Raw genomic sequence first — 23,668 nt, 5'->3', positions numbered from 1 at the left:
ATGTAGAATTCGACTAAAAGAGTAGGGCATGTCAAACCAGCCGTCGATTATTTCCGAGTCTTCCGGACGGGAAAGACGATCTGTTGCGAGATTAACACAGCATGAAGCGATCGTCCGTATCCTGTTGCGGGACAATGGTCTGTGACCCTCGGACTGCAATCACGCCTTGGTTACCGTGAAGAACCTGCCTCGACATCGCGATTTTTACGCTTATCTGAGACGCGATTGGCAACGGAAAGACAATTACATAATGACCGCTGAATTCGAGGGATCGATGGGTCCCGTATTGTATTTCCGAGGCTTCTCCCAGGGCAGGATGAGTCTGGCCGCTCTGGTCATCCGGCCGATATCCGAGGGTGCTCCGGCAATCCTGAAAGCAGCCGGGGTAAAGGTGAAACCCGTCTTGCTGTGCGAACTGGCGGGCTTCGCCGCCTGGCGCTTTGATTTTTCAATCGACTCAAAGGATGGCGGCTATGATTACGACGGCCGGTTCCACGCCGTCGAGGTGGATGTCACCGGCGATATGCGTATCGCCTTCGTCTCATGCAACGGCGAAGAGGAAGGCGATCTTGGCCGCGCATCGTCCGAGCGGAATGCGATGTGGCGGCGGCTGGGGGACCTGCATGAAAAATCCGCGTTCAGCCTGATGCTGCAGGGCGGCGATCAAATCTATGCGGATGAAGTGACCAAGGGCCATGAGCTGACCGATGACTGGCCAGATCACGCCCCTCGCGATGCAACACCGGCGGAACTTGAAGACTTGCGGCAATTCCTGCGTGAAGGCTTTGTCCGGCGTTATCTGAGCGTGATGTCGGCCCCGGAATTTCTGCGGTTGGCATCATCGGTCCCTGGCCTGTCGGTCTGGGACGATCACGATATCTGCGATGGATGGGGCTCGCTGAAAGAGAACCGGATGAATTCCGGTGTCGGGCAGACGCTGTTCCGCGCGGCGCGCGAGATGTATCTGCTGTTTCAGCACGCCGCGACCGAGGCCGATATCCCGGAACTCTTCATGGACGCAGAAGGGCGCAGCCTGGGCTGGTGCCGCCATTTGCCGGATCTGACCATCATCGCGCCCGATCTGCGCTCGGAGCGGACGCGCCACCGGATCATGGGACCGGCGGGCTGGCGCGCGTTGCAACAGGTCTCACGGCAAGGCGGACAGGTGCTGATGATGTCCAGCGTGCCACTTCTGGGTCCGCGCCTGTCTTTGGTCGAGGCGGTGATGATGACGATCCCGCGCATGCAGCATTACGAGGACGATCTGCGCGATCAGTGGCAAAGCCGGGCGCATCGCAAGGAATGGCGCGACATGCTGCATGAGGTTCTGCGACTGCGTAGAAACAGCGCGGTGACGGTGATTTCAGGCGAGATACATCTGGCCACCAGAGCCGAGATGGGAGTGGGGGAAAATCGCATCCATCAGCTTGTCGCCTCGGGCATCTCACATCGTGCGCCCAGCAAGGGATATGCGCGCGGATTGGGCTGGCTTGCTGGGCTTGGTGAAGCGCCGCTGCCCGAACATCCGATCCGCATCCTGCCGTTACCGGGGCAAAGGCAGCGTTATATCGCGGAAAGAAATTTCCTGGTGCTAGAGCGGCAGAACACGCACTGGCAGGCGATCTGGCATCTGGAGGAATCGGGCGCCACACCGCCCTTGCCGCTCGCGATGGGGCATGACGCTCTGAGTGGTTGACTGTTTGTCGTTCCGTTATCAACCGGGCCTGATATCTCTCGGGCAGAGTTCTGTGCAATGCGCCGGATGCCCGGGGCGGGAACCGGGCGTGCCCGTCCTGAATGTTTTCAGATCGGAGCTTTCGCCATTTCCACCGCAATCTCACTCGCCAGGCGGGCATTGTTCAAGACAAGCGCGATATTCGATTTAAGGGACTTGCCATCGGTCAATTCGAAAATCTGCTGAAGCAGGAACGGGGTCACTGCCTTGGCCGCGATGCCCTGTGCAGCAGCCTCGGCAAGCGCCTTCTCGATCACAGGCATGATCTCGTCGCGGGGGATTTCATCAGCTTCGGGGATCGGATTGGCAACAAGCTGCCCGCCGGCAAGCCCCAGTCTGCTGCGCATATTTGCGCCCGCGGCGATTTCCCTTGCGCTGTCCATCCGCAGCGGGGCGGTGATGCCGGAACTACGCGACCAGAAGGCGGGCAACTCATCCTGTCCATAGGCGATGACCGGAACGCCCAGCGTCTCCAGAACCTCCCAGGTCTTGGGCAGATCAAGAATCGCCTTGGCACCCGCCGCGACGACCGTCACCGGCGTCTGGCCAAGTTCCTGCAAATCCGCTGAAATGTCGAAACTAAGCTCTGCGCCGCGATGGACGCCACCAATTCCGCCGGTAGCAAAAACCCGGATACCGGCAAGATGCGCACAGATCATCGTCGCAGCGACGGTTGTCGCGCCGGTGCGGCCCGAGGTGAGGCAAATGGCCAGATCAGCACGCGATACTTTCATGGCCTGATCCGAAGGCGTCTGCGCCAGGGTTTCCAGCGACGAAGCGGTCAACCCAATATGGATCCTGCCTGCCATCACAGCGATCGTGGCGGGAATGGCGCCCGCGCCGCGAATGACATTCTCGACATCGCGGGCCATTTGCAGATTCTGCGGATAGGGCATGCCATGGGTGATGATCGTCGATTCCAATGCGACGACTGGCCGGCCCTCATTCAATGCGGCAAAAACTTCAGGAGCGAATTCAAGCGGTAGGTCGGTCACGACGGATCCTTTCCGGAAACATGGGCGGCCGCAGCCTGAACGGCTTGCCGCAAGGCCGCCTTTCGCGGCATTTTACGAAGTTCTGCTGCCAGATGTGCCGCAAGAAAGCAATCACCCGCGCCGGTGACACGCGCAATGGTCACGGATGGAGGAGTCTCGATCAAGGTTTCTTCTCCTTGTGCCGCATCTGCTGCAGGACAAGGGCCATCCGTCACCACGACCCGGGCCGCGCCAAGGGCAATCACCGCTTCCGCCGCACTTGCTGCATCGGGGCCTTTGCGCCCCGCGATTATCTCTGCCTCGATCCGGTTCAGATAGAAACAGCCCCGCCCTGCCGCAATCAGCGGGCGCAGTCTGTCGGCCTTGCCGGGACTGGCCGGAACGATCCGCAGATCCGCATTCATAAGGGCAGGGCCACGGATGATACTTGCCAACAGGGTTTCGGTCAGGTTGCCGTCCAGAACGACCGGCCCGCTCCAGCCGGCGAGATCGGCAGCGAGAGGGGCAAGAATTGCGTCGCCGGCTTTTTCAAGCCCATGCACATCGGCAATCGCGGCGATCAGCCCCTGACTGTCCTCGATTGCCATGTAACAATCGGTGGGAAGGCCCGTCTCCCGGGTCAGCCATGCGGTCAGCACGCCCATCCGTTCGGCCTCGGCAATCAGGGCCTCGCCTTCGGGATCGCGGCCGACCGCGGACAGTACCGCCGGCGCCATCCCCCAACGGGCTATGGCAATAGCGACATTCAGCGCCACGCCGCCGGGTAGATGCCGAATTCGCCCAGGCACGTCCGCGCCTTGAGTCATGCATTGCGGCGCGCGGCCGATCACATCCCACAGCATCGCACCGATACACAGGATATCAGGACGGGAGCTCACTTCGCAGCCCATTGATACGGCTTCTTCTTCATCCAAATATCCCGGGGTCCGGGGCGGCGCGCCCCCGTCCGGCAGCGGTCAAATTCAAATCCGGCACCTTCGTCACCTGTCGTCCACACCCCATTCCCGCATCTCGTTTTCAAGAAACCGTTCGAATCGGTCCAGATCCACCGGGTCGAACTGTCCGAAGCCCTGTATCCAGACCGTCGCGGCCCGCATACCCTCGGGATCGAGCATGCACCAGTTGATCCGGCCCCGCCGTTCCTGCAGGATAAGCCCTGCAGCGGCAAGCACCGAGAGATGTTTCGAAATCGCGGCAAGGCTCATCGCGAAAGGCGCGGCCACATCGGTGACCGCCATATCGTCCTCCAGCAGCATGGCCAGAACCTGCCTGCGCGTGGGATCGGCCAGCGCGGCAAAGATCAGGTCCAGCCGTTCGGAGGAAGCAGAGGGCATAACGTGGTCCTTTGGCTGCGGATCGGGCCTGATGCTCAACCCGCAGGTTGAATAATGTCTGGGCGCGATTGCGATTGCAAGCCGAACACGAGAATTTTCCGATCATAAAAATTATTTAAAAGCAAATATATACATGGATTCCTGGGTTGCTTGACTCGGGCGCGGTTCCACCATAGACACCCCTCGAAAGATAACGGGGGCGTGAGAGATGGCCGAAGGGCCCCGGAATGGTGCGGACAAGGGCAAAGATGCCGAGCGACTGCGCGATCTGGAGGAACGGCTGTCCCAATTGGCTCCAACGCCCGAGGGTGAGCGCCCGAAGGCAAGCTATGATCAGGCGCATATTGCCTGGCGTATGGTGATCGAACTCGTGGTTGGCATGGGGCTTGGCTTCGGGATCGGTTTTGGTTTGGATTATCTGTTCGGCACGACGCCGTTTCTGATGATCCTGTTCATTTTTCTCGGCTTCGCGGCCGGCATCAAAACCATGATGCGCACCGCGTCCGAACTTGGCAGCAAAACCGGCACTGCGCCGGAGAAGAAGAGGGATTGATCGTGGCAAGCGAAGCGCAAGGTGAAGAAGCCGGGCTGTCCTTTCACCCGATGGATCAGTTTCTGGTCAAGCCGCTTTTCGGCGAAGGCGATGTGCATTGGTACACGCCCACCAATGTGACGCTTTGGCTGTTCATCGTTGCTGTGGCCATCGCCGCCTTACTGGTGGCCGGCACCCGCGGACGCGCCATCGTGCCGAACCGGGTACAGTCTGTGGCCGAACTCGCCTATGGCATGACCTACAAGATGGTCGAGGATGTCACCGGCAAGGACGGGTTGAAATATTTCCCTTATATCATGACGCTGTTCATGTTCATTTTGTTCTCGAACATGCTGGGCCTGTTGCCCAAGGCGTTTACCGTCACTTCGCATATCGCTGTGACCGGTGTGCTGGCTCTGGCAGTGTTCATCAGCGTGACGGTGATCGGCTTCGTCAAGAATGGCGCGCAATTCCTTGGCCTGTTCTGGGTCAGTTCGGCGCCTCTGGTGCTGCGGCCCATTCTCGCGGTGATCGAGGTCATCAGCTATTTCGTTCGCCCGGTCAGCCACTCGATTCGTCTTGCCGGAAACATGATGGCCGGTCACGCGGTGATGAAAGTGTTCGCGGGCTTTGCCGCAATCGCTGTCATCTCGCCGATCTCCATTCTGGCTGTCACCGCCATCTATGGCCTTGAGGTGCTGGTCGCCACTATCCAGGCCTATGTCTTTACCATCCTGACCTGCGTCTATCTGAAGGACGCGCTGCATCCGCAGCACTAAGGACGGGCTTTCATCTGAATTTACCACTTCCAACCGCAAGGAGTATACGTCATGGAAGGGAATATCGCAGAACTCGGTCAGTATATCGGTGCCGGTCTGGCAGCCATCGGGTCGGGCACTGCCGCCGTTGGTGTGGGCAATGTGGCCGGCAACTTCCTGTCGGGCGCTCTGCGCAATCCGTCGGCTGCAGCCGGTCAGACCGCGACCCTGTTCATCGGCATCGCCTTTGCAGAAGCTTTGGGGATCTTCGCGTTCCTCGTTGCGCTTCTGCTGATGTTCGCAGTCTGATCTCTTGCCATCCTTGCGGCGGGGAGGGTGTTCGCACCCTCTCCATCGTGACCAAGATAGGCCAAGGGGTAGGAAATGATCAGCCTGTTGCAAGAGGCCGCAACCACCGCGGCCGAACATACGGAAGAAGCTGCCGAAGCTGCTGCCCACGGTTCTGAAAGCGCCAGCGGGCTGCCGCAGCTTGATTTCAGCACCTTCCCGAACCAGATTTTCTGGCTCATCGTCACATTGGCGGTGCTGTACTGGGTGCTGTCCAGGATCGCGCTGCCCCGGATTGCCGCTGTTCTCTCGGACCGTCAGGGCGCTATTACCGGCGATCTGATGGCTGCGGAAGAATTCAAGCAGAAGGCCAAAGAGGCCGAGGCTGCCTATGACAAGGCGCTCGCCGATGCCCGTGCCGAAGCGCAAAAGATCGTCGAGGCGAACCGGGCGGAAATCCAGAAGGAACTGGATGCGGCCATTGCGCATGCCGATGCCGAAATCGGTGCCCGCGCGGCTGAATCCGAAAAGCGCATTCGCGAAATCCGTGATTCCGCGGCCAATGATGCGCGCGAGGTCGCTCGCGACGTCACTGCGGAATTGGTGTCGAGCTTTGGTGGTTCTGTCGATCAGAGCGCGATTGACAGTGCGGTCGAGACTCGTCTGAAGGGGACTTTGCAATGAAACGTATCAGTGCAATCGCCATCTCCCTGCTGGCCGCCTCGCCGGCGGTTGCGGCGAGCGGGCCGTTCTTCTCGCTGCGCAATACCGATTTCATCGTTCTGATCGCATTTCTGGTGTTCATCGGAATCCTTGTCTATTTCAAGGTGCCCTCGATCATCGGTGGCCTGCTTGACAAGCGCGCCGATGGCATCCGCAACGATCTGGACGAAGCACGTCGCCTGCGCGAGGAAGCGCAGGAAATTTATGCGAACTACGAACGTCGTCAGAGCGAAGTGAAGGTGCAGGCGGATGAGATTATCGCCAATGCCCGTCGCGAAGCCGAAGCGCAGGCTGCCAAAGCCAAGGACGATCTGAAGATCTCGATCGAACGCCGCTTGAAGGCCGCCGAAGATCAGATTGCCAGTGCCGAAAGCGATGCGGTTCGTGCGGTTCGTGATCGTGCTGTGCAGACATCTGTTGCCGTTGCTGCGGAATTGCTTGCGGGGCAAGTCAAATCGGGACAGCGCTCTGCCGGTATCGATGACGCCATCGAAGACGTGGCGCGCCGGCTGAACTAAGTATAACGACAGCGACAGTGATCGAACCCCCGGCATTCGTGCCGGGGGTTTTTTGTTTGGGCATCTTGGTGTTCTGCGGGATTTTCCGAGCCTGGCCACCGGCTGATTATGCGCATGATCTTTAAGGCAGGCGTTTCCGTCGCCTTTTATGCGGGATCATCACGGTGACAGGACCAGCACGCCGGAATGTTTGGCCTTGTGCTCTGGCTCGACATGAATGGTTATCTGCGCTTTGGGCAACCGCGCGTTCAACGATTGTTCGATCTTGTCGCAAATCCGATGCGCTTCATCCACTGTTGTCTGGCCGTCCACGACCAGATGAAAGTCGATGAAGGTGACCTGGCCGGCATGGCGGGTTCGCAGATCATGCGCCTCGATTGCTCCGGACGCCCGATCCGAAATGATTCGCCGGATATCTTCAAGCGTATCGTCCGGCACTGCCTCATCCATCAGACCGCTAAGCGATGCGGCTGTCAGCTTCCAGCCCGTCCAAAGGATATTCAACCCGACCAGCCCGGCCAAAAGCGGATCCAGAAGGGTCCATCCGGTTGCAACCGCAAGTATCACGCCCGACAGCACTGCGGCAGAGGTTACGACATCCGTCCAAAGATGTTTTCCATCCGCGATCAGTGCGGGCGAACCAAGCTGCGTTCCCCGGTTGACCAGAATATGCGCCCAATATGCGTTCAGAAGGGCGGCCGCGGCATTGATTGCGATCCCCATCACTGGCGCGTCCAGAACCGGTGGCTCAAGAAAGCCAAGCCATGCTTCCCGCATGATCAGCAGGGCCGCGACAATGATCATGACGCCTTCCAGCACGGCAGAGAAGAATTCGGCCTTGTGGTGACCGTAAGGATGGCCTGCATCGGCTGGCCGCGCGGCAACGCGAATCGCGATCAGGGCAGCAATGGCCGTGGCAACGTTAACCGTGCTTTCAAGCGCGTCCGAAAGCAGAGCGACAGAGCCCGTCAGCCACCATGCCACCAGTTTCATGCACAGGACGACAACGCCCACTGCAATGCTGCCCATGGCGATCTGAAGAGTTTTCCCCATGAGGACCAGCCTTTTCGCTTGGTGTCGTTTCCGGGACAAGGCAGTCATTGGCAGAACAGCCGGAGTTGCTCAACCTTAAATCTGTCATCTGCTGGTTGACCGAATAGCTGAAAGAGATTGTCGAAGACCGAATATTCCCCGGGGAAGGCATGAATTCGGGATGTCGCCGGTTTCGTCTTTTGGGCTAACCTTGCGCGGAAGAAATGGCGCCATCAATCCTTGCCGTCATCTCCGAAATGGGCGTCGTCATTATATTCGTCTTCTCCCTCATTCACATATTTGGAGCTTAGTGTGATCGAGTGATTGTCGTGGATCGGATCCATGATCACATCCGCCGGAATCTCGCCGCGCAGCCATTCGCGCAGCTCTTCGCGCACATCCCCGATTTCGTGACCGGTCACTTCCGCCAGATATGAGATAAAGGCCCGCTGATCACCGTCGATCTCATCCAGATCGGCGGTGTCAACCTCGGGCCATTTGTCGGTAATGGCTTCAAAAAAGGCCGACCAGTTGTCCTGAACGTGATGCCATTTCATCAATAGCCCCCTCCCAGGAAGCTTTGTCCCCAATGGGCAACACCGGTGATGTCTTCGCCGACACCCGCAACGGTATTGCAACCAGCCAATATCCCACAGGCCAGAACGGCCATCATTACTGCTCTCATTTTTTTGCCTCCTGCCACCAGACGCCCGGCATGAATCCCGGCCAGTCGCCGTAAAGCGGTTTTTTATCAGGATACAACAGAGTTGAGCGGTGGGCCAGACGGGAGATTGGCGGATAGCTGACAGGAATCACATACCGTCCGGCAGTGAGAATCCGGTCAAGCGCCTGCACTGCGGCGTTGAACTGCTCGGGGTCATCGGTATTCAGCATCTCACTGATCATCGCTTCGGCGGGGGGGCTGTTCATGCCCATCCAGTTCCGGCTTCCCGGCTCGGTCACGCCCTGCTGCCCCCAATAAAGCCGCTGTTCGTTGCCCGGCGATAGCGACAATGCACGTTCATACCATGCCATTTCGAATTGATAGCCGTTGGTGCGCTGAATGAACTGTGCCGTGTCCAGCAAGGTCAGGCTGGCCCTGATGCCAAGATTGCGCAGTGCCTCCACATAGATATCGGTGATCTGCTGTGTTTCCGCAGCCGTACGCATTGCGGAACCGGACTGGTTCAGCAGGATGGTGAACGAAAAGGGACGACCCTCGGCATTCTTCAGAACACCTTCCTGCACGGTCCACCCCGCCTCCGCCAGAAGCTTCAGGGCGCGACGCAGCCCGGCGCGATCCAGGGGGCCGTCGCTGCCTTCGGGCAGGCTGTATCCTTCCAGAACGCCCGGAGGAAGCTGATCGGCGAAAGGCTCAAGCAATTTCCGAACACGCCCCTCGGCGGGACCAGGTTTCATGGCCAGCGTGGAATTGGCGAAATACGACGTAATCCGTGGTTCCGCACCACCATTCAGCGTGTTGTTGATAAAGGTGAAATTGAACGCCTCGATAAGAGCCTGCCGCACGCGCCAATCAGCGAATAGCGGATTACGGGTATTCATCACCAATCCCATGATTCCTGACGGACGTTCATGTTCGATCTCTGATTTGACGACCTCGCCTGAGACCGCGCGGGGGAAATCGAACTCGTTTTCCCATCTCAACGGCGAGAGTTCGCGCCAGACATCGATGTCGCCTGACTTGAAAGCCTCGAACATGGCGTTCGAATCGCTGAAATAATCGAAACTGATGACGTCGAAATTATGCATCCCACGGTTCAGAGGCAGATCCTTGCCCCAGTAATCGGGGTTTCGACGAAAGGTGATCCGGCGTCCGGGATCGACCTGATCGACGACATAGGGCGCAGAGCCGATCGGGATCTCAAGCCCCGGCTGACTGAAATCCTTATCTTCCCATTGTGATTTCTTGAGCACCGGGCGCAGGCCCATCAAAAGCGCAAGCTCGCGATCCGGTTCATTGAAGGTCAGGCGGATGCTACGCTCGCCGGTCTGCTCCATCTTTTCGATCTTCGACCATGCACCCAGATAGCGAGGATGCCCCACGGTCCCCAGGGTTTCATAAGACCACATCACGTCGTCCACGGTGACGGGCGAACCGTCCGAAAATCGCGCTTCGGGGCGCAGGGTGAACTCGACCCAGCTGCGTTCGGGATCGGTTTCGACCGATTCGGCCAGCAACCCGTAAAGGGTGAATGGCTCATCAATCGAGCGTTCCATCAGTGTTTCCGCGACGAGTCCGGGCTGGAACAGGATCGGCCAGACAGGGTTACCCTTTAAAACCCATGGCTTGAGCGAATCGAAATTTCCCGGTTCCGCCAGCCGAATCGTGCCCCCTTTCGGGGCGTCGGGATTCGTATATGGAAGATGAGAAAAATCTTTGGGCAGGGCAGGCTCGCCATACATGGCAATGCCATGAGTCGGCTCGGCAAGGCTTGCCAGCGGCATTGATGCAACACCCGGAAAAACCAAAGAAACAGCCAGAATGACCTGTCTGATCGCGCAATTGTTAAGGAATTTGCAGATTCGCATTGCCGCTCGCCTTGTCATTCTTGCTTTGGTCGCGATTTCAACAACCTCGTTCCCGGCGCGTCAATGCCAGTGAAAACTTCTGTGTTGGACTCGGACGCCGACTCGCGTATAAATAACTCACTGCTCGATAGGTTTCTTGCCTGTATGAAACCTGCCTCATGACTTGCGCCCGCCTTGTGCGGGCGCTTTTTTTATTGGTTTTTCGTTCAACCGAACCGCCAGCCGGTTAACGGGTTCCGGGTTTTTGCGGCAATGCAATTGATTGTGATCCTTGGTGATCCGGCCGGGTGGCGGGGTCCGATTTTTCGGGCTGCAGGCCCGGATCGAAAGGGCTAAGCTCGAGTCGGGTAAAACACAAGTTCGAGGATTTCGATGTTTGAGAAATTTCTGACAGGCAAGACCGCGATTGTGACGGGATCCAATTCGGGTATTGGGCTGGGCGTGGCGCATCGATTGGCGCGGGCGGGTGCCGATATGGTTCTGAACAGTTTTACCGATCGGGACGAAGATCATGCCCTTGCCGAGGAAATGGCACGCGAACATGGCGTTACTGTGCGCTATATCAAGGCCGATATGTCGAAGGGCGACGAATGCCGGGCACTGATAGAGCAGGCCGGGACCTGCGATATTCTGATCAATAATGCCGGTATTCAGCATGTCGCGCCAATTCCCGAGTTTCCGGTCGAGAAATGGGATGCGATCATTGCGATCAATATGAATTCGTCCTTCCATACGACGGCCGCGGCTTTGCCGATGATGCGCAAGGCGGGCTGGGGCAGGATCGTGAATATCGCCTCGGCGCATGGCCTGACCGCCAGCCCGTTCAAATCCGCCTATGTCGCAGCAAAACATGGGGTGATCGGTCTGACCAAGGTGACAGGGCTGGAAACCGCCCGGGAAAATATCACCTGCAATGCGATCTGCCCCGGCTATGTCCTGACGCCGCTTGTTGAGGCGCAGATTCCCGACACGATGAAGGAATATGGCATGAGTCGCGAGGATGTGATCACGAAGGTCATGCTTGAGCGTCAACCCTCGAAAGAATTCGTGACGGTCGAAGAGCTCGGGGATACGGCGGTCTTTCTTTGCAGCGATGCGGCGGCGCAGATTACCGGCACCTCGATCAGTGTGGATGGAGGCTGGACGGCGCTTTGATACCGGTCGTGATCCACGAGGGGGATTCGCCCGTCAATGCCGCGATCACATGCGCATCATTTTCCATCGGTGCAGGCCGTCCCGTATGGAAACCCTGAATCGCCCTGCAGCCTTCCCTGACGACAAGACGCAACTGATCACGGGTTTCGACCCCCTCTGCGACAGTGGTGACGCCCAGCCTTGCGCCCAGGCCCGCGATGGCACCGACGATCGCGGCGGCTTTCTTGCGTTGCACGGCATCCTGCACGAAGCTGCCGTCGATCTTGATTTTGTCGAAGGGAAAAGACAGCAGATGGGTCAATGATGAGGACCCGGTCCCGAAATCATCCAGGGCGACCCGTACGCCCAGATCCCGGATCTGCAGCAAATCCCTGATTGCACCGGCTTCGTTGTTGAGCACCGCCGTTTCGGTTACTTCGATCTCCAGCCGGTCATGGGACAGGCCAGATCTGGCCAGCGCTGCCCGAACCATGGATGTAAGCGTGTCACGGCCAAGCTGTGCGGCGGAAACATTCACGGCAACCGGGAGGCCATCATCCCAGCCGGCCGCGTCGCAGCAGGCTTTCGTCAGGACAAATTCACCCAGCCGATCGATCAGATCGCTGTTCTCGGCAACCGGAATGAAATCTGTCGGGGATACCCAACCTCGATCCGGCTGATACCAGCGGATCAGGGCCTCTCGTCCCATGGTCCGTCCGGTTTTCACATCGATAATTGGCTGATAATACAAAAAAATATTACGATTATCCCGCAGAGCGCTACTTAACCGCTCTTGCAGGCGTAGGCGCTCGTACATGTCGATCCGCATCTTTTCCGAGAACATGCGATAGCACCGTTTTCCGGCCTTTTTCGCAGCATAAAGCGCAATATCCGCATTTTTCTGCAACTCTTCGCCGGTCCTGCCATGAGCCGGCGCGTAGGCAATCCCTATCGAAGCGCTTATATGTATCTTTCGATGGTATTCGATACTGCACGGAGCAGAGAGTTCGGCAATGACGCGATTGGCAAGCGCCCCCATCCTTGCCGGATCATCATGCGGAACCAGTATCGCGAATTCATCGCCGCCCAGACGGCCAATTGTAATGTCCTGATCCCTGCACAGGCCGCGAAGCTTGTCTGCCACATGTTTCAGAAGTTCATCGCCGATATTATGCCCGCGGGTATCATTGACCAGTTTGAAGCCATCCAGATCGATATATAGAAGGCTTGGTCCCCCACCTGAAGCGTGCAGCCGTTCCTTCAACCGTTCATTGAAGGTGATCCGGTTCGGAAGGCCGGTCAGCGTATCGTAATGCGCAAGCTGTCGGATTTTTTCTTCGGCGGCGACTGCCTTGGTAACAATAGCCCAGGTCAGCATCAGTCCAAAAAAATCGCCGTCATCCGTCGTGATCGCGGAGATTTTGAGATCCAGCAATTCCGGTCCGAGTGAAATCCGGGCATTGAATGGCAGGTTCGCCGGATCGCTCAGGATTTGGCGCTGACGCTGGGGGGTTTCGTGAAAGATGTCGATCGATGAGCCGACCAGATCGTCAGTCTTGATCGGCAGAAGATGTTCAATTCTGCGAATGAGTTCCTTCGAGGCCTTGTTTACATAGTCAATCTTGTAAGTGACCGGATCGACTGTCATGACGGCGACCGGCATATTGTCGATCATTCTGTTAAGCCGCGCATTCGTGACCTCCTTCCAACGGGAAGGCATGTTCGTATTGTCGGAACCTGTGGCTTGCATGGTCATGAACGGCAACTCTCTGTCACGGGATAACAACAGTGATTGCCGGGATCATGGCAAGCAGAAGCTAATAAAGCCTTGCCGCTCAATGCCGGATACAAAGCATTTGAGACAATATTGACCGACTTGCCCATCAATGGGCAGGGGAACCGCGGATCATATGCAGGAAGCGGGCCGAATCCCGCCGGAAGTAATCAGCTTCCGGCGATGACACGAACATAGTTGCGGGTTTCGCGATAAGGCGGGATGCCGCCATATTTGGAAACAGCTGCTGGACCGGCGTTATAGGCCGCCAATGCAAGCCGCCAGTTCCCGAACTGGTTATACATCATGCGCAGATAACGCGCGCCGCCATTGAGGTTGTCCACCGGATCATGGGGATTGACCCCCAATCTGGCCGCCGTACCGGGCATAAGCTGGGCCAGCCCTGTTGCGCCCTTGTGGGATCTGGCCGTCGGGTTCCAGCCGGATTCCTGCTGAACCAGGCGCAGGAACAGATCTTCGGGGATGCCATAGCGCCGGGCAGCAGCGCGGGCATGCGGCGTATATTCGCTTTTTCTGCCCTGATAGGCGGGAATATTTGTGGAAAGGCCAAGTTCGATGATGCTGCTGTCGCCATCTCCGGGGCGCAGCCTCGCGGATTGTTGATATTGCGACGCCAGCCGCGAATCCATCAGCCGGGTCTGTCGGGCGAACTGGTCCGCCCGCGATTTCGACGAGCTTCCCGAAAGGCGCAATCCCTCTGACGCGGCGGGAAGTCCGGTTCCGGCAAGCAATACCGCGCCGATCATGGCCTTGATCGCAGTCGTGACCTTCATATTATCCGTCCCTCGTTAACCGGATATTATTTTGTGGCACTATACAGCAAATTTCTCTTATCGCCAGCAAGGCCTTTCTTGTGAATAGTGCTTATGCAAACGACAGCGGAAATCAGCTTATTGCCGGTTGCGTATGGAACCGGAGAAAGAGCGCAAGGCAGTGTGATTTGCTTGCACGCCGGGTTGCCGCTGGGATAGACCGGCGAAACACAAGGAAACAGCGGAGAGCCCACCATGGCAGGCAGCGTCAACAAGGTCATTCTGGTCGGAAATCTGGGACAGGACCCCGAGGTCCGGACCTTTCAGAATGGTGGCAAGGTGGTCAACCTGCGGATAGCGACCTCCGAACAGTGGAAGGATCGCAATAGCGGTGAACGGCAGGAACGGACCCAGTGGCATTCCGTCGCCATATATTCCGAGCCGCTGGCCCGGGTGGCCGAACAATATCTGCGCAAGGGCAGCAAGGTCTATGTCGAAGGTCAGCTCGAGACCCGCAAATGGCAGGATCAGAACGGGCAGGATCGCTACTCGACCGAAGTCACCTTGCGCCCGTTCCGCAGCGAATTGCATATGCTGGATGGCCGCGGTGAAGGTGGCGGTGGAGGTGGAGGGAGCCGTGGCAACTATGGGGGCGGCGGTTCCGACACCTATGGTGGTTCATCCGGCGGCGGCGCGCCATCGGGCGGCGGGCGCAGCGATTATGATGATGAGATTCCGTTCTAGGGGCTGAGGCTCTTCGCGCAAATATCCGCATAACCGACAGGGCTCAGGCCTCGGCGGCGTCCTCAAGCCGCAACCGCACCCGGGTCCTGTTGCCCCAAGTCGAAAGTTCCAGCCTGCCCGCCAGATGAAAGCGACGCCCCTTCGCGCCGATCAATCCGGGGCCAAGAGGCGTGTTCATCGCACCCCACGCCACGGCTTCGAGTGCCGGGGCGCCGGGGCTGCGGAATGAAAGCCGCAGATGGCTGTCGCCCATTGTCGAGGCACTGTCGATCAATTGTTGCGCAAAGGCGAAGCGGGGTGCCGGGGAGGCTTGCCCAAAGGGGCCGGCGGCTTCCAGTTGATGAAACAGTTCAGGCGTCGCGGCAGGGGTTTCGAGCAGCCCTGAAATTCGCAGATCGCTCAACCCGCTGCGTCCGGCGATATCGCGGGCAAGCAATTCGCTCAGCCGCGCCATCGCGGCATTGATATGTTCCCGGGCGACGGTAAGCCCTGCCGCCATCTCATGCCCGCCCCCCTTGATCAACAGCCCTTCACCGGCAAGCCGTTGTATTGCCCGGCCCAGATCGACGCCGGGAACAGATCGCGCAGAGCCCTTGCCGATATCGCCATCAATGCCGATGACCACCGAGGGCAAATCCGTCGCTTCCTTGATCCTTGCCGCGACAATGCCGACCACGCCCGGATGCCAGCCATCGCCTGCCGCCCATGACAGAGTGCTGTCGCCGCGCGCTTCCACCTGCGCCAATGCTTCATCCCGAACCGCAGCTTCGATCGCGCGGCGCTCGCGGTTCAGCCCGTCAAGTTCAGCGGCCAGCCGGGCCGCTTCTGCGGGATCGCGTGAGGACAGGCAAAGCGCGCCCAGATCCGCACGGCCGACCCGTCCGCCGGCATTGATCCGGGGGCCCAGCAGAAAACCCAGATGAAAGGCGTTCGGAGGGCCGTCCAGCCGCGCCACATCCGACAGTGCCACCAATCCAGGCCGCTGCCTGCGCGCCATGACCGCCAGGCCCTGACGCACGAAGGCCCGGTTCACGCCGATCAGGGGCGCGACATCGGCCACGGTCGCCAACCCGACCAGATCCAGCATCGCCATCAGGTGGGGCTCCGGCCGTTCCATGCGCCGCAATACGCGCCCGGCCTGCACCAATGTCAGAAACACCACCCCCGCGGCGCAAAGATGGCCAAGCGTCCCATCCTCATCCGCCCGGTTGGGATTGACCACGGCAAGCGCGGGGGGCAGGGTTTCGCCGCCAAGATGGTGGTCCAATACGATGATATCGGTCCCGGTCGCTGCCGCCAGGGCATCATGGCTCAGCGTACCGCAATCGACGCAGATGATCAGGTCATGCCCGCCCGCCAGTTCCGCCATCGCCGGCGCGTTCGGCCCATAGCCCTCATCGATACGGTCCGGAATATAAAGCGTGGCATTCCGCCCTTGCTGGTGCAGCCAGTCCAGCAACAGCGCGGCGGAAGAACCACCATCCACGTCGTAATCGGCGAATATGGCAATGCGTTCGCCAGTCGTGGCCGCGGCGACCAGCCTGTCGGCCGCTTTCTCCATGTCCCGCAAGCTCAGCGGGTCGGGCAGCAGGTCGCGCAGCCGGGGCGTCAGATAGCCTTCGGCCAATTCGGCCTCCACCCCGCGCTCTGCAAGAACCCGCGCCACCGAAAGCGGCAGAGAGCATCGCTGGGACAGGCCCTCGGCCAGCCGCTCGATGCCCATATCGGGGCCAAGCCAGCTTCGTCCGGTCAGCGAATTCTCAACCCCCAGAAACGCCACGACTTCCCTTCTTCTTCATGAAAATATCCCGGGAGAGCCGCACATGGCGCGGCGGGGGCAGAACCCCCATATTCACCGGATCGGATTACGATAGATCATCCGCCGGACCGATCCAGTCTTGGAACGCATCAGGATCGTTTCGGTTTGCAGATAATGCGGTTCGCGCTTGACGCCTGCCACGATCGAGCCATTGGTGACTCCGGTTGCCGCAAAGATCACATCCGCGGTTACCAGCTCATCACGCGAATAAATCCGATCCAGATCGGTGATGCCCGCGCTGCGGGCCCGGCCTTTTTCGTCATCGTTGCGGAATAGCAGCCGGCCCCACATCTGGCCGCCCATGCATTTCAGGGCCGAGGCCGCAAGCACACCTTCCGGCGCGCCGCCGCTGCCCATATACATGTCGATTCCGGTCAGTTCGGCTTCGGCGGTATGGATCACACCCGCGACATCGCCATCGGTGATCAGCCGGATCGCCGCGCCGGTCTCGCGCACCGCGGCGATCATGTCTTCATGCCGGGGGCGTTCAAGAATGCAGACAGTGATATCGCTGTCCTTGCAGCCGCGCGCCTTGGCCAGGGCGCGCACCCGCTCGGCGGGGGACATGTCCAGGCTGACCACGTTTTCGGGATAGCCCGGTCCGATGGCCAGCTTGTCCATATAGACGTCCGGCGCATGCAGCAAGGTGCCGCGTGGCGCCATGGCGATTACGGTCAGGGCGTTCGGCATGTCTTTCGCGGTGAGGGTCGTCCCTTCAAGCGGATCAAGCGCGATATCGACCTCGGGGCCATTCCCGGATCCGACCTCTTCGCCGATATACAGCATCGGAGCCTCGTCACGCTCGCCTTCGCCGATGACGACAACACCCTTGATGTCCAGCATGTTGAGCTGATCGCGCATGGCGTTGACCGCCGCCTGATCGGCGGTTTTTTCATCACCGCGTCCGATCAGGCGGGCCGAGGCATGTGCAGCCGCTTCGCTGACACGCGCCAGCCCCAGCGAGAGTAGTCGATCGTTAAAATCCGTGCGTCCGCTCATGGAAGGCCCTTCCAAATAACTGTTTCATATGCATTCGACTGGCTTCTACGCGGCGGTCAGGGCAGGGGCAAGACCGAGGGCGCTAACGGTTCAGCTTTCCGCGAGTTCAAGCGCAAGCGCATGGATCCGTGGCACTATATCGCCGAGAGTTTCGTGAATCAGCCGGTGCCGCTGCAATCTGCTAAGTCCTGCGAAGGAGGAACTGGCCATTCGGATGCGGAAATGGCTTTGCCCGCCTTCTTGATATCCGGCATGGCCACGATGACCTTCGCTTTCGTCGATAATTTCCAGTCTCAAAGGGGTCAGCACCGCCAACCTCTCGCGCATTTCATCCGCAATCATACTCATATTCTCCGTCAAGATCTTCCATGTCGCGTGAAATAGCCTAAACTGCCGCCTCCGAGTCGCAAAGGTGCCCTGAACCATGAGCAGTAACGACCCGTTTGGATTTGATATTTCCGCCGCCCGCGACAAGAAGCGGCGGGCAAAAGGACGGCGTGGAATGTCGGGCGCGTTCGAAACCTCGACCCGCATTTGCGAGAAAGAGGGATGCAACGAGCCTGGCAAATACCGTGCCCCGAAAAATCCGCGCAACCTGGATGATTATTTCTGGTTCTGCAAAGAGCATGTGCGTGAATACAACCAGAACTGGAACTATTTTCAGGGCCAGAGCGAAGAGGAGTTCCAGAGATTCCTGGACAATGCGACCGTATGGGATCGCCCCACGAAGCCTTTCGGACGTGCCGGGAAGGAACAGGCCTGGGCGCGGCACGGCGTCAGTGACCCGCTCGAGATATTGGGGGCGAATGGAACCTCGCCGGAAGCGCGTGCGAAAACCGGCCGGAAACTGCCCCCGACCGAGCGTAAGGCGCTGGATATTCTTGAGGCGAAAGATCACTGGACGCGCGGAGAAATTCGCAAACAATACAAATCTCTGGTGAAGGATCTTCATCCAGATATGAATGGCGGAGACCGCTCGGACGAGGATCGGCTGGCAGAGGTTGTCTGGGCGTGGGATCAGGTCAAGGACAGCCGCAATTTCCGCGATTGAAGCGCGGCGAAATCGATATCAGGCATAGCCGTAAAGGAAGAATCGGCGCGAGGCCGGAAGAGAGATAAAAGTAAGGCCGGGCTTTATGCCCGGCCTTACTTTTACCGTCCAAAGCAGGCTCGATCAGTCGAGCGCCTTGTTCAGATATTCGTCTATCTTTTCAAGGAAGCCCATGGTGGTCAGCCATTTCTGATCCGGACCGACCAGCAGAGCCAGATCCTTGGTCATGAATCCGTCTTCAACCGCCTGCACGGTCACTTTCTCAAGCGTATCCGCGAATTTGGCCAGTGCGGCGTTGTCGTCCAGCTTGGCGCGATGCTTCAGGCCGCCCGTCCAGGCGTAGATCGAAGCGATCGAGTTGGTCGACGTGGCATTGCCCTTCTGATGTTCGCGGTAGTGGCGGGTCACGGTGCCATGGGCGGCCTCGGACTCGACGATTTTTCCGTCGGGCGTCATCAGTACCGAGGTCATCAGGCCAAGCGAGCCGAAACCCTGCGCGACCGTGTCGGATTGCACATCGCCGTCGTAGTTCTTGCAGGCCCAGACATAGCCACCCGACCATTTCAGAGCCGAGGCGACCATATCGTCGATCAGCCGGTGTTCGTAATGGATGCCCTTTTTCTTGAACTCGGCTTCGAATTCCTGCTCGTAGACTTCCTGGAACAGATCCTTGAAGCGGCCGTCATAGGCTTTCAGGATCGTGTTCTTGGTCGACAGATAAACCGGCAAGCCACGGTTCAGGCCATAGTTCAAAGATGCGCGGGCGAAATCCCTGATCGAATCGTCAAGGTTATACATCGCCATGGCGATACCGGAGCCCGGAGCCTGGAATACCTCATGTTCGATGGTCTCGCCGTCATCGCCGACGAATTTGATCGTCAGCTTGCCCTTGCCGGGGAAACGGAAATCAGTGGCGCGATACTGGTCGCCATAGGCATGACGGCCGACGATGATCGGCTGCGTCCAGCCCGGAACCAGACGCGGTACGTTCTGGCAGATGATCGGCTCGCGGAAAATCACGCCGCCAAGGATGTTGCGGATCGTGCCGTTGGGGCTGCGCCACATCTTTTTCAGGCTGAATTCCTCGACCCGCGCTTCATCGGGGGTGATGGTCGCGCATTTGACGCCCGCGCCATATTGTTTGATCGCTTCGGCCGCATCGATGGTGATCTGGTCGTCGGTCCTGTCACGCTCTTCGATGCCGAGATCGTAATATTTCAGGTCGATATCCAGATAGGGCAGAATCAGTTTTTTCTTGATGAAATCCCAGATGATCCGGGTCATCTCATCGCCGTCAAGTTCGACGACGGGGTTCTCTACCTTGATCTTCGACATGGAGGGTCCCTTCGGCTGTTGGATTCGCTGAGGCGGCTATAAAGGATCGCCGGTTAAAAGGAAAGCGCAGTATGCGATTGCATACTGTTATGATTGGGGATTGCTTGGAGGAGTAGCTGCGACGTCCGGGTCAAGGGAGTAGCCCAGACGGGCCTCCAGTTCCGGGTCAAGTTGCGTCAGGACGAAGCTGCGATCTTCGGCGGAGATCTCGCCCACGTCTCTGCGAAGATCCCTCCTGTGAGCGATTGGGGGATCGGCCCGTTCGATTGTGTCACGGATAGAGTCATTTCGGCATTCAAGCTGGAATGTGGATTGTATGTCGGACAGCAATCCAACCGGGTCCCGGTTCAGATCCTCGTATCGGATGAACAGGAAGTTGGAGGCCCGGTTCTTCAGCCCGAACCACGCCCGATATTTCAGTGTGCGCATTTCGCAGACGGAACTGAAGGCGCGGCCTTCGATCGGGTGGCGGTCAAGCTGCAACGGGTGCCGGCCGAGATTGGGGATGAATTGCATTCCCCATTTTTCCCAGCCCTGAATGCGGGGACGACAGATCGAATGCCACGGCGATCTGATCCATTCCGAAAACCCAAGCTCGGACATGTTTGGGTCCATCTCGTACGGAGTGCGATAAAATCGTCTGAGCCAGTCAAAGGGCGCGCGGGTTATCACCACGCACAGGCTTTGCCTCCATATTCCCGGCATGGTCGGAAAACCGTGTTTCCAGCCGTAATGATGAACTGCCTTGATCTTGAAATTCTCGTTCAGGATTTGATCGAGGTAGTTCGTTCCTGAACAACGCTCTCCAAAGACCTGATAGTCCAAAATTTTCTCTGTGCCGCGTGAATGATCTACGAAGCACGGGGCGTGCGTTGCCTGGTGAGTGCCATCGCGCGACACAGGTGTTTAACGCGAACTCTCGGTCAACCGCCTGCGCACGTATGTCTGCACCATGTCGATCATCGGCTTCATATGCGCCTCTTCGTCCCGGAAGAAGTGATCCGCGCCCTCGATTTCCTCGTGGGTGATGGTGATGCCCTTCTGCTCCCGTAGTTTGGCGACCAGCGAATGCGTGTCCTTCGGAGGAGCGACACGATCAGCCGTACCATTGACGATCAGCCCGGAATTGGGGCAGGGGGCGAGAAAGCTGAAATCATACATATTCGCAGGCGGTGCCACGCTGATGAAGCCGGTGATCTCTGGTCGCCGCATCAGAAGCTGCATCCCGATCCATGCGCCGAAGCTGAATCCGGCAACCCAGCAATGCTTGGAATTTGGGTTCATCGCCTGCAGGTAATCAAGCGCCGAGGCCGCATCCGACAATTCGCCGATGCCCTGATCGAATTCGCCTTGCGACCGGCCTACGCCACGGAAATTGAACCGCATCGCCGTGAAGCCCATGTTGTGAAAGGCATAATGCAGGTTATAAACCACCCGGTTATTCATCGTGCCGCCATATTGCGGATGGGGATGCAGGATGATGGCGATAGGGGCGTCCGGTATTCCGGGCTGGGGATGGTAACGACCCTCTAGGCGGCCCTCGGGGCCCGGAAAAATCAACTCTGGCATCGTATTCCTTCAGCGGCTTTCTGGGTTTCTTGACGCATTCCTGCGAGGCTTCTAGACGATTATCTGGTAAGCCGGTACCGCAGACGCAAGAAGACGGGCATAAGGGGCATAACGTAGTGTCAAGGGGGCCGTCAATCTGTGGCCGGATTGCCGCAGGGGCACAGGAAGGGAAATAGCGATGAAACTGTCAACAAAAGGCCGCTACGCCATTATTGCACTGGTCGATCTTGCCATCGCCCGGGGTGACGAATTGACCTCGCTGGCCGAGATTTCGAACCGTCAGGATATATCGCTGCCCTATCTGGAGCAGCTTTTCGTCCGCCTGCGGCGGGCAGAGCTGGTTACCTCGGTGCGTGGTCCGGGCGGCGGTTATCGCCTGGCGCGTGCCCCTGAAACGATCCGGGTAGCCGAAATTCTCGAAGCGGTGGACGAAACCGTCAGCGCCATGCATGTGGGGGCGGGGGCGTCCGGCGGCGTATCGGGATCCCGAGCGCAGACGCTGTCGAACCGCCTGTGGGAAAGCCTGTCCGCCCATGTTTATGTGTTTCTTCACAATCATACGCTGGCGGATGTGGCGAAGAATCAGTTGCTGCCCTGTCCGGCATTGCCGCAAATCCTTAACGTGGTGGATGAATAGCGGCGGCCGGGCCTCACACGAGGCCGGAAAGCGCCATGCCGCCCAACGCACCGGCAATCACCACCTGCCATGCGGGTCTGCCCCATAAACCAAGCATCAGGAAAAGGGCCACGGCCAGCGCAAGATCCGCATCGCCACGGATTCCCGAGGTGAAAACCGGCTCGTAAAGCGCATGTCCCAGAATGCCGACGACTGCAGCATTCGCGCCGGCCATGGCGTGACGCGCATTGCTTATCCGTGACAGCGCAGCCCAGAATGGCATTGCGCCGGCCATCAGAAGAAAGCCGGGAAGAAAAATCGCGACAAGCGCGATTACTGCACCGGGCAATCCGCCCGTTACCTGACCCAACCAGCCCGCAAAGGTGAATAGCGGCCCCGGCATCGCCTGCGCTGCTCCATATCCGGCCAGAAAGCTTGCGTCGGAAACCAGTCCCTGAGTGCCGTTTTGCAGCAGCGGCAGGACGACATGCCCTCCGCCGAACACCAAGGCCCCTGCGCGATAAAAGATATCGGCGAGTTCCACTGGCCAGCCAATTGTCGCCAAAAGGGGAAGCCCGATCAGCAGGACGGTAAAAGTCGCAAGACAATATGCGCCGCCTTTCCGGGACAGTGCGCGCAGGGGCGGGGTGGCCATTTCCCGCAAGGGCGGCGCAACCCGAAAGACGAAGCCAAGCCCTGCGCCCAGCAGGATGGCGGCGACCTGCACAATGGCTTCCGCTGGCAGCAATGCGATCATTGCCAGCGCCGCAAGCGCAATCCCGGCACGGGCGCCTGTCGGAGCAAGGCTTCGCGCCATGCCCAGAACCGCATGCGCGACGATCGCCACAGCGGTGATCTTCAGTCCCGCAACCAACCCTCCGGCCAGCCCGGTTTCCGGCGGCGTCGACCCGGCAAGCGCCGCAAGCAGGATCATCGTCAAGGCGGATGGCAGCGTAAACGCTAATGTCGCGAGCAATGCTCCGGCAAAGCCGCCACGCTGCCAGCCCAGTGCAAATGCGACCTGCGAGGATGCCGGTCCGGGCAGGAACTGACTAAGCGCAAGGATTTCGGCATAGCTGTCATCGCTGATCCAGCGCCGGCGCTGGATCAGTTCAGAGCGAAAATAGCCAAGATGCGCAATCGGCCCGCCAAAGCTTGTCAGACCAAGCCGTAAAAAGGCCGAGGCGATTTCGAGAAGGGCGGGGCGGTTGGCTTCGGTCATCCGGGGATATTGGCGCATTTATATGACAATGCTACAAAATCCTGCCCCTTGTCGCGCACATAAGGCCATTTCGGCGTCGAGCTAGTGTCGATCGCCCCGATCTCACGCGATCATGGCAAAGGCCAGATACAGATTTTCCATGGACTTCACACAATAGGTAGTGGCGC

26 protein-coding genes are annotated in these 23,668 nt (G+C 58.8%); 10 read left to right on the top strand and 16 right to left on the bottom strand.

Annotation, left to right across the window (positions count from 1 at the left end; translation table 11 throughout):
- Nucleotides 1-250 precede the first annotated feature (250 nt).
- A complete protein-coding gene (locus tag D3P04_RS07240) occupies nucleotides 251-1,696 on the top strand; it encodes an alkaline phosphatase D family protein (RefSeq protein WP_119747370.1) in 1,446 nt (481 codons plus the stop codon).
- Between the two features lie 107 nt (nucleotides 1,697-1,803).
- Here D3P04_RS07240 and D3P04_RS07235 read toward each other — a convergent pair whose 3' ends face one another.
- The 3 genes from D3P04_RS07235 to D3P04_RS07225 form a co-directional block, all read right to left on the bottom strand.
- Nucleotides 1,804-2,730, bottom strand: coding sequence for a pseudouridine-5'-phosphate glycosidase (locus tag D3P04_RS07235; protein WP_119747368.1), 927 nt, complete (start codon nucleotides 2,728-2,730; stop codon nucleotides 1,804-1,806).
- Complete coding sequence (locus D3P04_RS07230; protein WP_182912764.1) at nucleotides 2,727-3,608, bottom strand: PfkB family carbohydrate kinase; 882 nt, start codon at nucleotides 3,606-3,608, stop codon at nucleotides 2,727-2,729. The genes D3P04_RS07235 and D3P04_RS07230 overlap by 4 nt, the downstream gene beginning before the upstream one ends.
- Before the next feature lie 102 nt (nucleotides 3,609-3,710).
- On the bottom strand, nucleotides 3,711-4,064 hold the full coding sequence (locus D3P04_RS07225; RefSeq protein ID WP_119747364.1) for an ArsR/SmtB family transcription factor: 354 nt from the start codon (nucleotides 4,062-4,064) through the stop codon (nucleotides 3,711-3,713).
- A gap of 208 nt (nucleotides 4,065-4,272) precedes the next feature.
- On the opposite strand from D3P04_RS07225, the gene D3P04_RS07220 reads away from it, so the two are divergent.
- From D3P04_RS07220 to D3P04_RS07200, 5 genes are all read left to right on the top strand, one after another.
- Nucleotides 4,273-4,617, top strand: coding sequence for an AtpZ/AtpI family protein (locus tag D3P04_RS07220; RefSeq protein WP_119747362.1), 345 nt, complete (start codon nucleotides 4,273-4,275; stop codon nucleotides 4,615-4,617).
- Between the two features lie 2 nt (nucleotides 4,618-4,619).
- Entirely contained in the window at nucleotides 4,620-5,375 is a 756-nt protein-coding gene (locus D3P04_RS07215; RefSeq protein ID WP_232844921.1) for a F0F1 ATP synthase subunit A, read from the top strand.
- Nucleotides 5,376-5,426: 51 nt separating this feature from the next.
- Nucleotides 5,427-5,663: a F0F1 ATP synthase subunit C gene (locus D3P04_RS07210; RefSeq protein WP_119747360.1), complete on the top strand. Its 237-nt coding sequence runs from the start codon at nucleotides 5,427-5,429 to the stop codon at nucleotides 5,661-5,663.
- 75 nt (nucleotides 5,664-5,738) lie between these two features.
- The gene (locus D3P04_RS07205) at nucleotides 5,739-6,326 is read left to right on the top strand and encodes a F0F1 ATP synthase subunit B' (protein ID WP_119747359.1); all 588 of its coding nucleotides are present in this window, start codon (nucleotides 5,739-5,741) and stop codon (nucleotides 6,324-6,326) included.
- Nucleotides 6,323-6,883 (top strand): F0F1 ATP synthase subunit B, encoded by a 561-nt coding sequence (locus tag D3P04_RS07200; protein ID WP_119747357.1) that lies wholly within the window; start codon nucleotides 6,323-6,325, stop codon nucleotides 6,881-6,883. Before D3P04_RS07205 ends, D3P04_RS07200 begins: the two co-directional genes overlap by 4 nt.
- A gap of 159 nt (nucleotides 6,884-7,042) precedes the next feature.
- On the opposite strand, the gene D3P04_RS07195 is transcribed toward D3P04_RS07200, so the two are convergent.
- The 4 genes from D3P04_RS07195 to D3P04_RS07185 form a co-directional block, all read right to left on the bottom strand.
- A complete protein-coding gene (locus D3P04_RS07195; RefSeq protein ID WP_119747355.1) occupies nucleotides 7,043-7,936 on the bottom strand; it encodes a cation diffusion facilitator family transporter in 894 nt (297 codons plus the stop codon).
- 212 nt (nucleotides 7,937-8,148) lie between these two features.
- Nucleotides 8,149-8,472 carry a hypothetical protein gene (locus D3P04_RS07190; RefSeq protein ID WP_119747353.1) on the bottom strand — a complete coding sequence of 108 codons (324 nt, stop codon included), beginning with the start codon at nucleotides 8,470-8,472 and terminating at the stop codon, nucleotides 8,149-8,151.
- On the bottom strand, nucleotides 8,472-8,600 hold the full coding sequence (locus D3P04_RS23845) for a hypothetical protein (RefSeq protein WP_269902621.1): 129 nt from the start codon (nucleotides 8,598-8,600) through the stop codon (nucleotides 8,472-8,474). Before D3P04_RS23845 ends, D3P04_RS07190 begins: the two co-directional genes overlap by 1 nt.
- Entirely contained in the window at nucleotides 8,597-10,381 is a 1,785-nt protein-coding gene (locus D3P04_RS07185; RefSeq protein WP_232844920.1) for an extracellular solute-binding protein, read from the bottom strand. The genes D3P04_RS23845 and D3P04_RS07185 overlap by 4 nt, the downstream gene beginning before the upstream one ends.
- A gap of 456 nt (nucleotides 10,382-10,837) precedes the next feature.
- On the opposite strand from D3P04_RS07185, the gene D3P04_RS07180 reads away from it, so the two are divergent.
- Complete coding sequence (locus D3P04_RS07180; protein ID WP_119747349.1) at nucleotides 10,838-11,620, top strand: 3-hydroxybutyrate dehydrogenase; 783 nt, start codon at nucleotides 10,838-10,840, stop codon at nucleotides 11,618-11,620.
- Here D3P04_RS07180 and D3P04_RS07175 read toward each other — a convergent pair.
- The gene (locus tag D3P04_RS07175) at nucleotides 11,589-13,355 is read right to left on the bottom strand and encodes a sensor domain-containing protein (protein WP_220475284.1); all 1,767 of its coding nucleotides are present in this window, start codon (nucleotides 13,353-13,355) and stop codon (nucleotides 11,589-11,591) included. The genes D3P04_RS07180 and D3P04_RS07175 overlap by 32 nt on opposite strands.
- 188 nt (nucleotides 13,356-13,543) lie before the next feature.
- On the bottom strand, nucleotides 13,544-14,167 hold the full coding sequence (locus tag D3P04_RS07170) for a lytic transglycosylase domain-containing protein (RefSeq protein WP_119747347.1): 624 nt from the start codon (nucleotides 14,165-14,167) through the stop codon (nucleotides 13,544-13,546).
- Nucleotides 14,168-14,401: 234 nt separating this feature from the next.
- Here D3P04_RS07170 and ssb point away from each other — a divergent pair, with 234 nt between their 5' ends.
- Nucleotides 14,402-14,890, top strand: a complete 489-nt coding sequence (gene ssb / locus D3P04_RS07165; protein WP_119747345.1) for a single-stranded DNA-binding protein — start codon at nucleotides 14,402-14,404, stop codon at nucleotides 14,888-14,890.
- Between the two features lie 43 nt (nucleotides 14,891-14,933).
- Here ssb and recJ read toward each other — a convergent pair whose 3' ends face one another.
- The 3 genes from recJ to D3P04_RS07150 form a co-directional block, all read right to left on the bottom strand.
- Nucleotides 14,934-16,613 (bottom strand): single-stranded-DNA-specific exonuclease RecJ, encoded by a 1,680-nt coding sequence (recJ, locus tag D3P04_RS07160; protein ID WP_119747647.1) that lies wholly within the window; start codon nucleotides 16,611-16,613, stop codon nucleotides 14,934-14,936.
- A 129-nt stretch (nucleotides 16,614-16,742) separates the two neighbouring features.
- A complete protein-coding gene (gene glpX / locus D3P04_RS07155; protein WP_119747343.1) occupies nucleotides 16,743-17,708 on the bottom strand; it encodes a class II fructose-bisphosphatase in 966 nt (321 codons plus the stop codon).
- 90 nt (nucleotides 17,709-17,798) lie between these two features.
- Nucleotides 17,799-18,050: a BolA family protein gene (locus tag D3P04_RS07150; protein ID WP_119747645.1), complete on the bottom strand. Its 252-nt coding sequence runs from the start codon at nucleotides 18,048-18,050 to the stop codon at nucleotides 17,799-17,801.
- Nucleotides 18,051-18,132: 82 nt separating this feature from the next.
- Between D3P04_RS07150 and D3P04_RS07145 the strand changes: the two genes are divergently transcribed.
- Nucleotides 18,133-18,759 carry a J domain-containing protein gene (locus tag D3P04_RS07145; RefSeq protein ID WP_119747341.1) on the top strand — a complete coding sequence of 209 codons (627 nt, stop codon included), beginning with the start codon at nucleotides 18,133-18,135 and terminating at the stop codon, nucleotides 18,757-18,759.
- 123 nt (nucleotides 18,760-18,882) lie between these two features.
- Here the strand turns inward: D3P04_RS07145 and D3P04_RS07140 are convergent, their stop codons facing one another.
- From D3P04_RS07140 to D3P04_RS07130, 3 genes are all read right to left on the bottom strand, one after another.
- Nucleotides 18,883-20,094 carry an NADP-dependent isocitrate dehydrogenase gene (locus tag D3P04_RS07140; RefSeq protein ID WP_119747339.1) on the bottom strand — a complete coding sequence of 404 codons (1,212 nt, stop codon included), beginning with the start codon at nucleotides 20,092-20,094 and terminating at the stop codon, nucleotides 18,883-18,885.
- A gap of 87 nt (nucleotides 20,095-20,181) precedes the next feature.
- Nucleotides 20,182-20,697, bottom strand: a complete 516-nt coding sequence (locus tag D3P04_RS07135) for a hypothetical protein (RefSeq protein WP_119747337.1) — start codon at nucleotides 20,695-20,697, stop codon at nucleotides 20,182-20,184.
- 303 nt (nucleotides 20,698-21,000) lie between these two features.
- The gene (locus D3P04_RS07130) at nucleotides 21,001-21,663 is read right to left on the bottom strand and encodes an alpha/beta hydrolase (RefSeq protein WP_119747335.1); all 663 of its coding nucleotides are present in this window, start codon (nucleotides 21,661-21,663) and stop codon (nucleotides 21,001-21,003) included.
- Nucleotides 21,664-21,841: 178 nt separating this feature from the next.
- On the opposite strand from D3P04_RS07130, the gene iscR reads away from it, so the two are divergent.
- On the top strand, nucleotides 21,842-22,300 hold the full coding sequence (gene iscR / locus D3P04_RS07125) for a Fe-S cluster assembly transcriptional regulator IscR (protein WP_119747333.1): 459 nt from the start codon (nucleotides 21,842-21,844) through the stop codon (nucleotides 22,298-22,300).
- A gap of 13 nt (nucleotides 22,301-22,313) precedes the next feature.
- Here the strand turns inward: iscR and chrA are convergent, their stop codons facing one another.
- On the bottom strand, nucleotides 22,314-23,501 hold the full coding sequence (chrA, locus tag D3P04_RS07120) for a chromate efflux transporter (RefSeq protein ID WP_220475283.1): 1,188 nt from the start codon (nucleotides 23,499-23,501) through the stop codon (nucleotides 22,314-22,316).
- Nucleotides 23,502-23,668: the final 167 nt, after the last annotated feature.

This window comes from Paracoccus onubensis, from assembly GCF_003591515.1.
Classification (GTDB): Bacteria; Pseudomonadota; Alphaproteobacteria; order Rhodobacterales; family Rhodobacteraceae; genus Paracoccus; species Paracoccus onubensis.
Note: the sequence above shows the minus strand (reverse complement) of the source record. Positions and strands in the feature narration are given on the sequence as shown.

Coding starts and splice junctions, on each gene's coding strand:
- D3P04_RS07240 (WP_119747370.1), top strand. CDS start 251: ATGACCGCTGAATTCGAGGGATCGATGGGTCCCGTATTGTATTTCCGA.
- D3P04_RS07225 (WP_119747364.1), bottom strand. CDS start 4,064: ATGCCCTCTGCTTCCTCCGAACGGCTGGACCTGATCTTTGCCGCGCTG.
- D3P04_RS07220 (WP_119747362.1), top strand. CDS start 4,273: ATGGCCGAAGGGCCCCGGAATGGTGCGGACAAGGGCAAAGATGCCGAG.
- D3P04_RS07210 (WP_119747360.1), top strand. CDS start 5,427: ATGGAAGGGAATATCGCAGAACTCGGTCAGTATATCGGTGCCGGTCTG.
- D3P04_RS07205 (WP_119747359.1), top strand. CDS start 5,739: ATGATCAGCCTGTTGCAAGAGGCCGCAACCACCGCGGCCGAACATACG.
- D3P04_RS07200 (WP_119747357.1), top strand. CDS start 6,323: ATGAAACGTATCAGTGCAATCGCCATCTCCCTGCTGGCCGCCTCGCCG.
- D3P04_RS07195 (WP_119747355.1), bottom strand. CDS start 7,936: ATGGGGAAAACTCTTCAGATCGCCATGGGCAGCATTGCAGTGGGCGTT.
- D3P04_RS07190 (WP_119747353.1), bottom strand. CDS start 8,472: ATGAAATGGCATCACGTTCAGGACAACTGGTCGGCCTTTTTTGAAGCC.
- D3P04_RS23845 (WP_269902621.1), bottom strand. CDS start 8,600: ATGAGAGCAGTAATGATGGCCGTTCTGGCCTGTGGGATATTGGCTGGT.
- D3P04_RS07185 (WP_232844920.1), bottom strand. CDS start 10,381: ATGCCGCTGGCAAGCCTTGCCGAGCCGACTCATGGCATTGCCATGTAT.
- D3P04_RS07180 (WP_119747349.1), top strand. CDS start 10,838: ATGTTTGAGAAATTTCTGACAGGCAAGACCGCGATTGTGACGGGATCC.
- D3P04_RS07175 (WP_220475284.1), bottom strand. CDS start 13,355: ATGACCATGCAAGCCACAGGTTCCGACAATACGAACATGCCTTCCCGT.
- D3P04_RS07170 (WP_119747347.1), bottom strand. CDS start 14,167: ATGAAGGTCACGACTGCGATCAAGGCCATGATCGGCGCGGTATTGCTT.
- ssb (WP_119747345.1), top strand. CDS start 14,402: ATGGCAGGCAGCGTCAACAAGGTCATTCTGGTCGGAAATCTGGGACAG.
- recJ (WP_119747647.1), bottom strand. CDS start 16,613: ATGGGCATCGAGCGGCTGGCCGAGGGCCTGTCCCAGCGATGCTCTCTG.
- glpX (WP_119747343.1), bottom strand. CDS start 17,708: ATGAGCGGACGCACGGATTTTAACGATCGACTACTCTCGCTGGGGCTG.
- D3P04_RS07150 (WP_119747645.1), bottom strand. CDS start 18,050: ATGATTGCGGATGAAATGCGCGAGAGGTTGGCGGTGCTGACCCCTTTG.
- D3P04_RS07145 (WP_119747341.1), top strand. CDS start 18,133: ATGAGCAGTAACGACCCGTTTGGATTTGATATTTCCGCCGCCCGCGAC.
- D3P04_RS07140 (WP_119747339.1), bottom strand. CDS start 20,094: ATGTCGAAGATCAAGGTAGAGAACCCCGTCGTCGAACTTGACGGCGAT.
- D3P04_RS07135 (WP_119747337.1), bottom strand. CDS start 20,697: ATGTCCGAGCTTGGGTTTTCGGAATGGATCAGATCGCCGTGGCATTCG.
- D3P04_RS07130 (WP_119747335.1), bottom strand. CDS start 21,663: ATGCCAGAGTTGATTTTTCCGGGCCCCGAGGGCCGCCTAGAGGGTCGT.
- iscR (WP_119747333.1), top strand. CDS start 21,842: ATGAAACTGTCAACAAAAGGCCGCTACGCCATTATTGCACTGGTCGAT.
- chrA (WP_220475283.1), bottom strand. CDS start 23,501: ATGACCGAAGCCAACCGCCCCGCCCTTCTCGAAATCGCCTCGGCCTTT.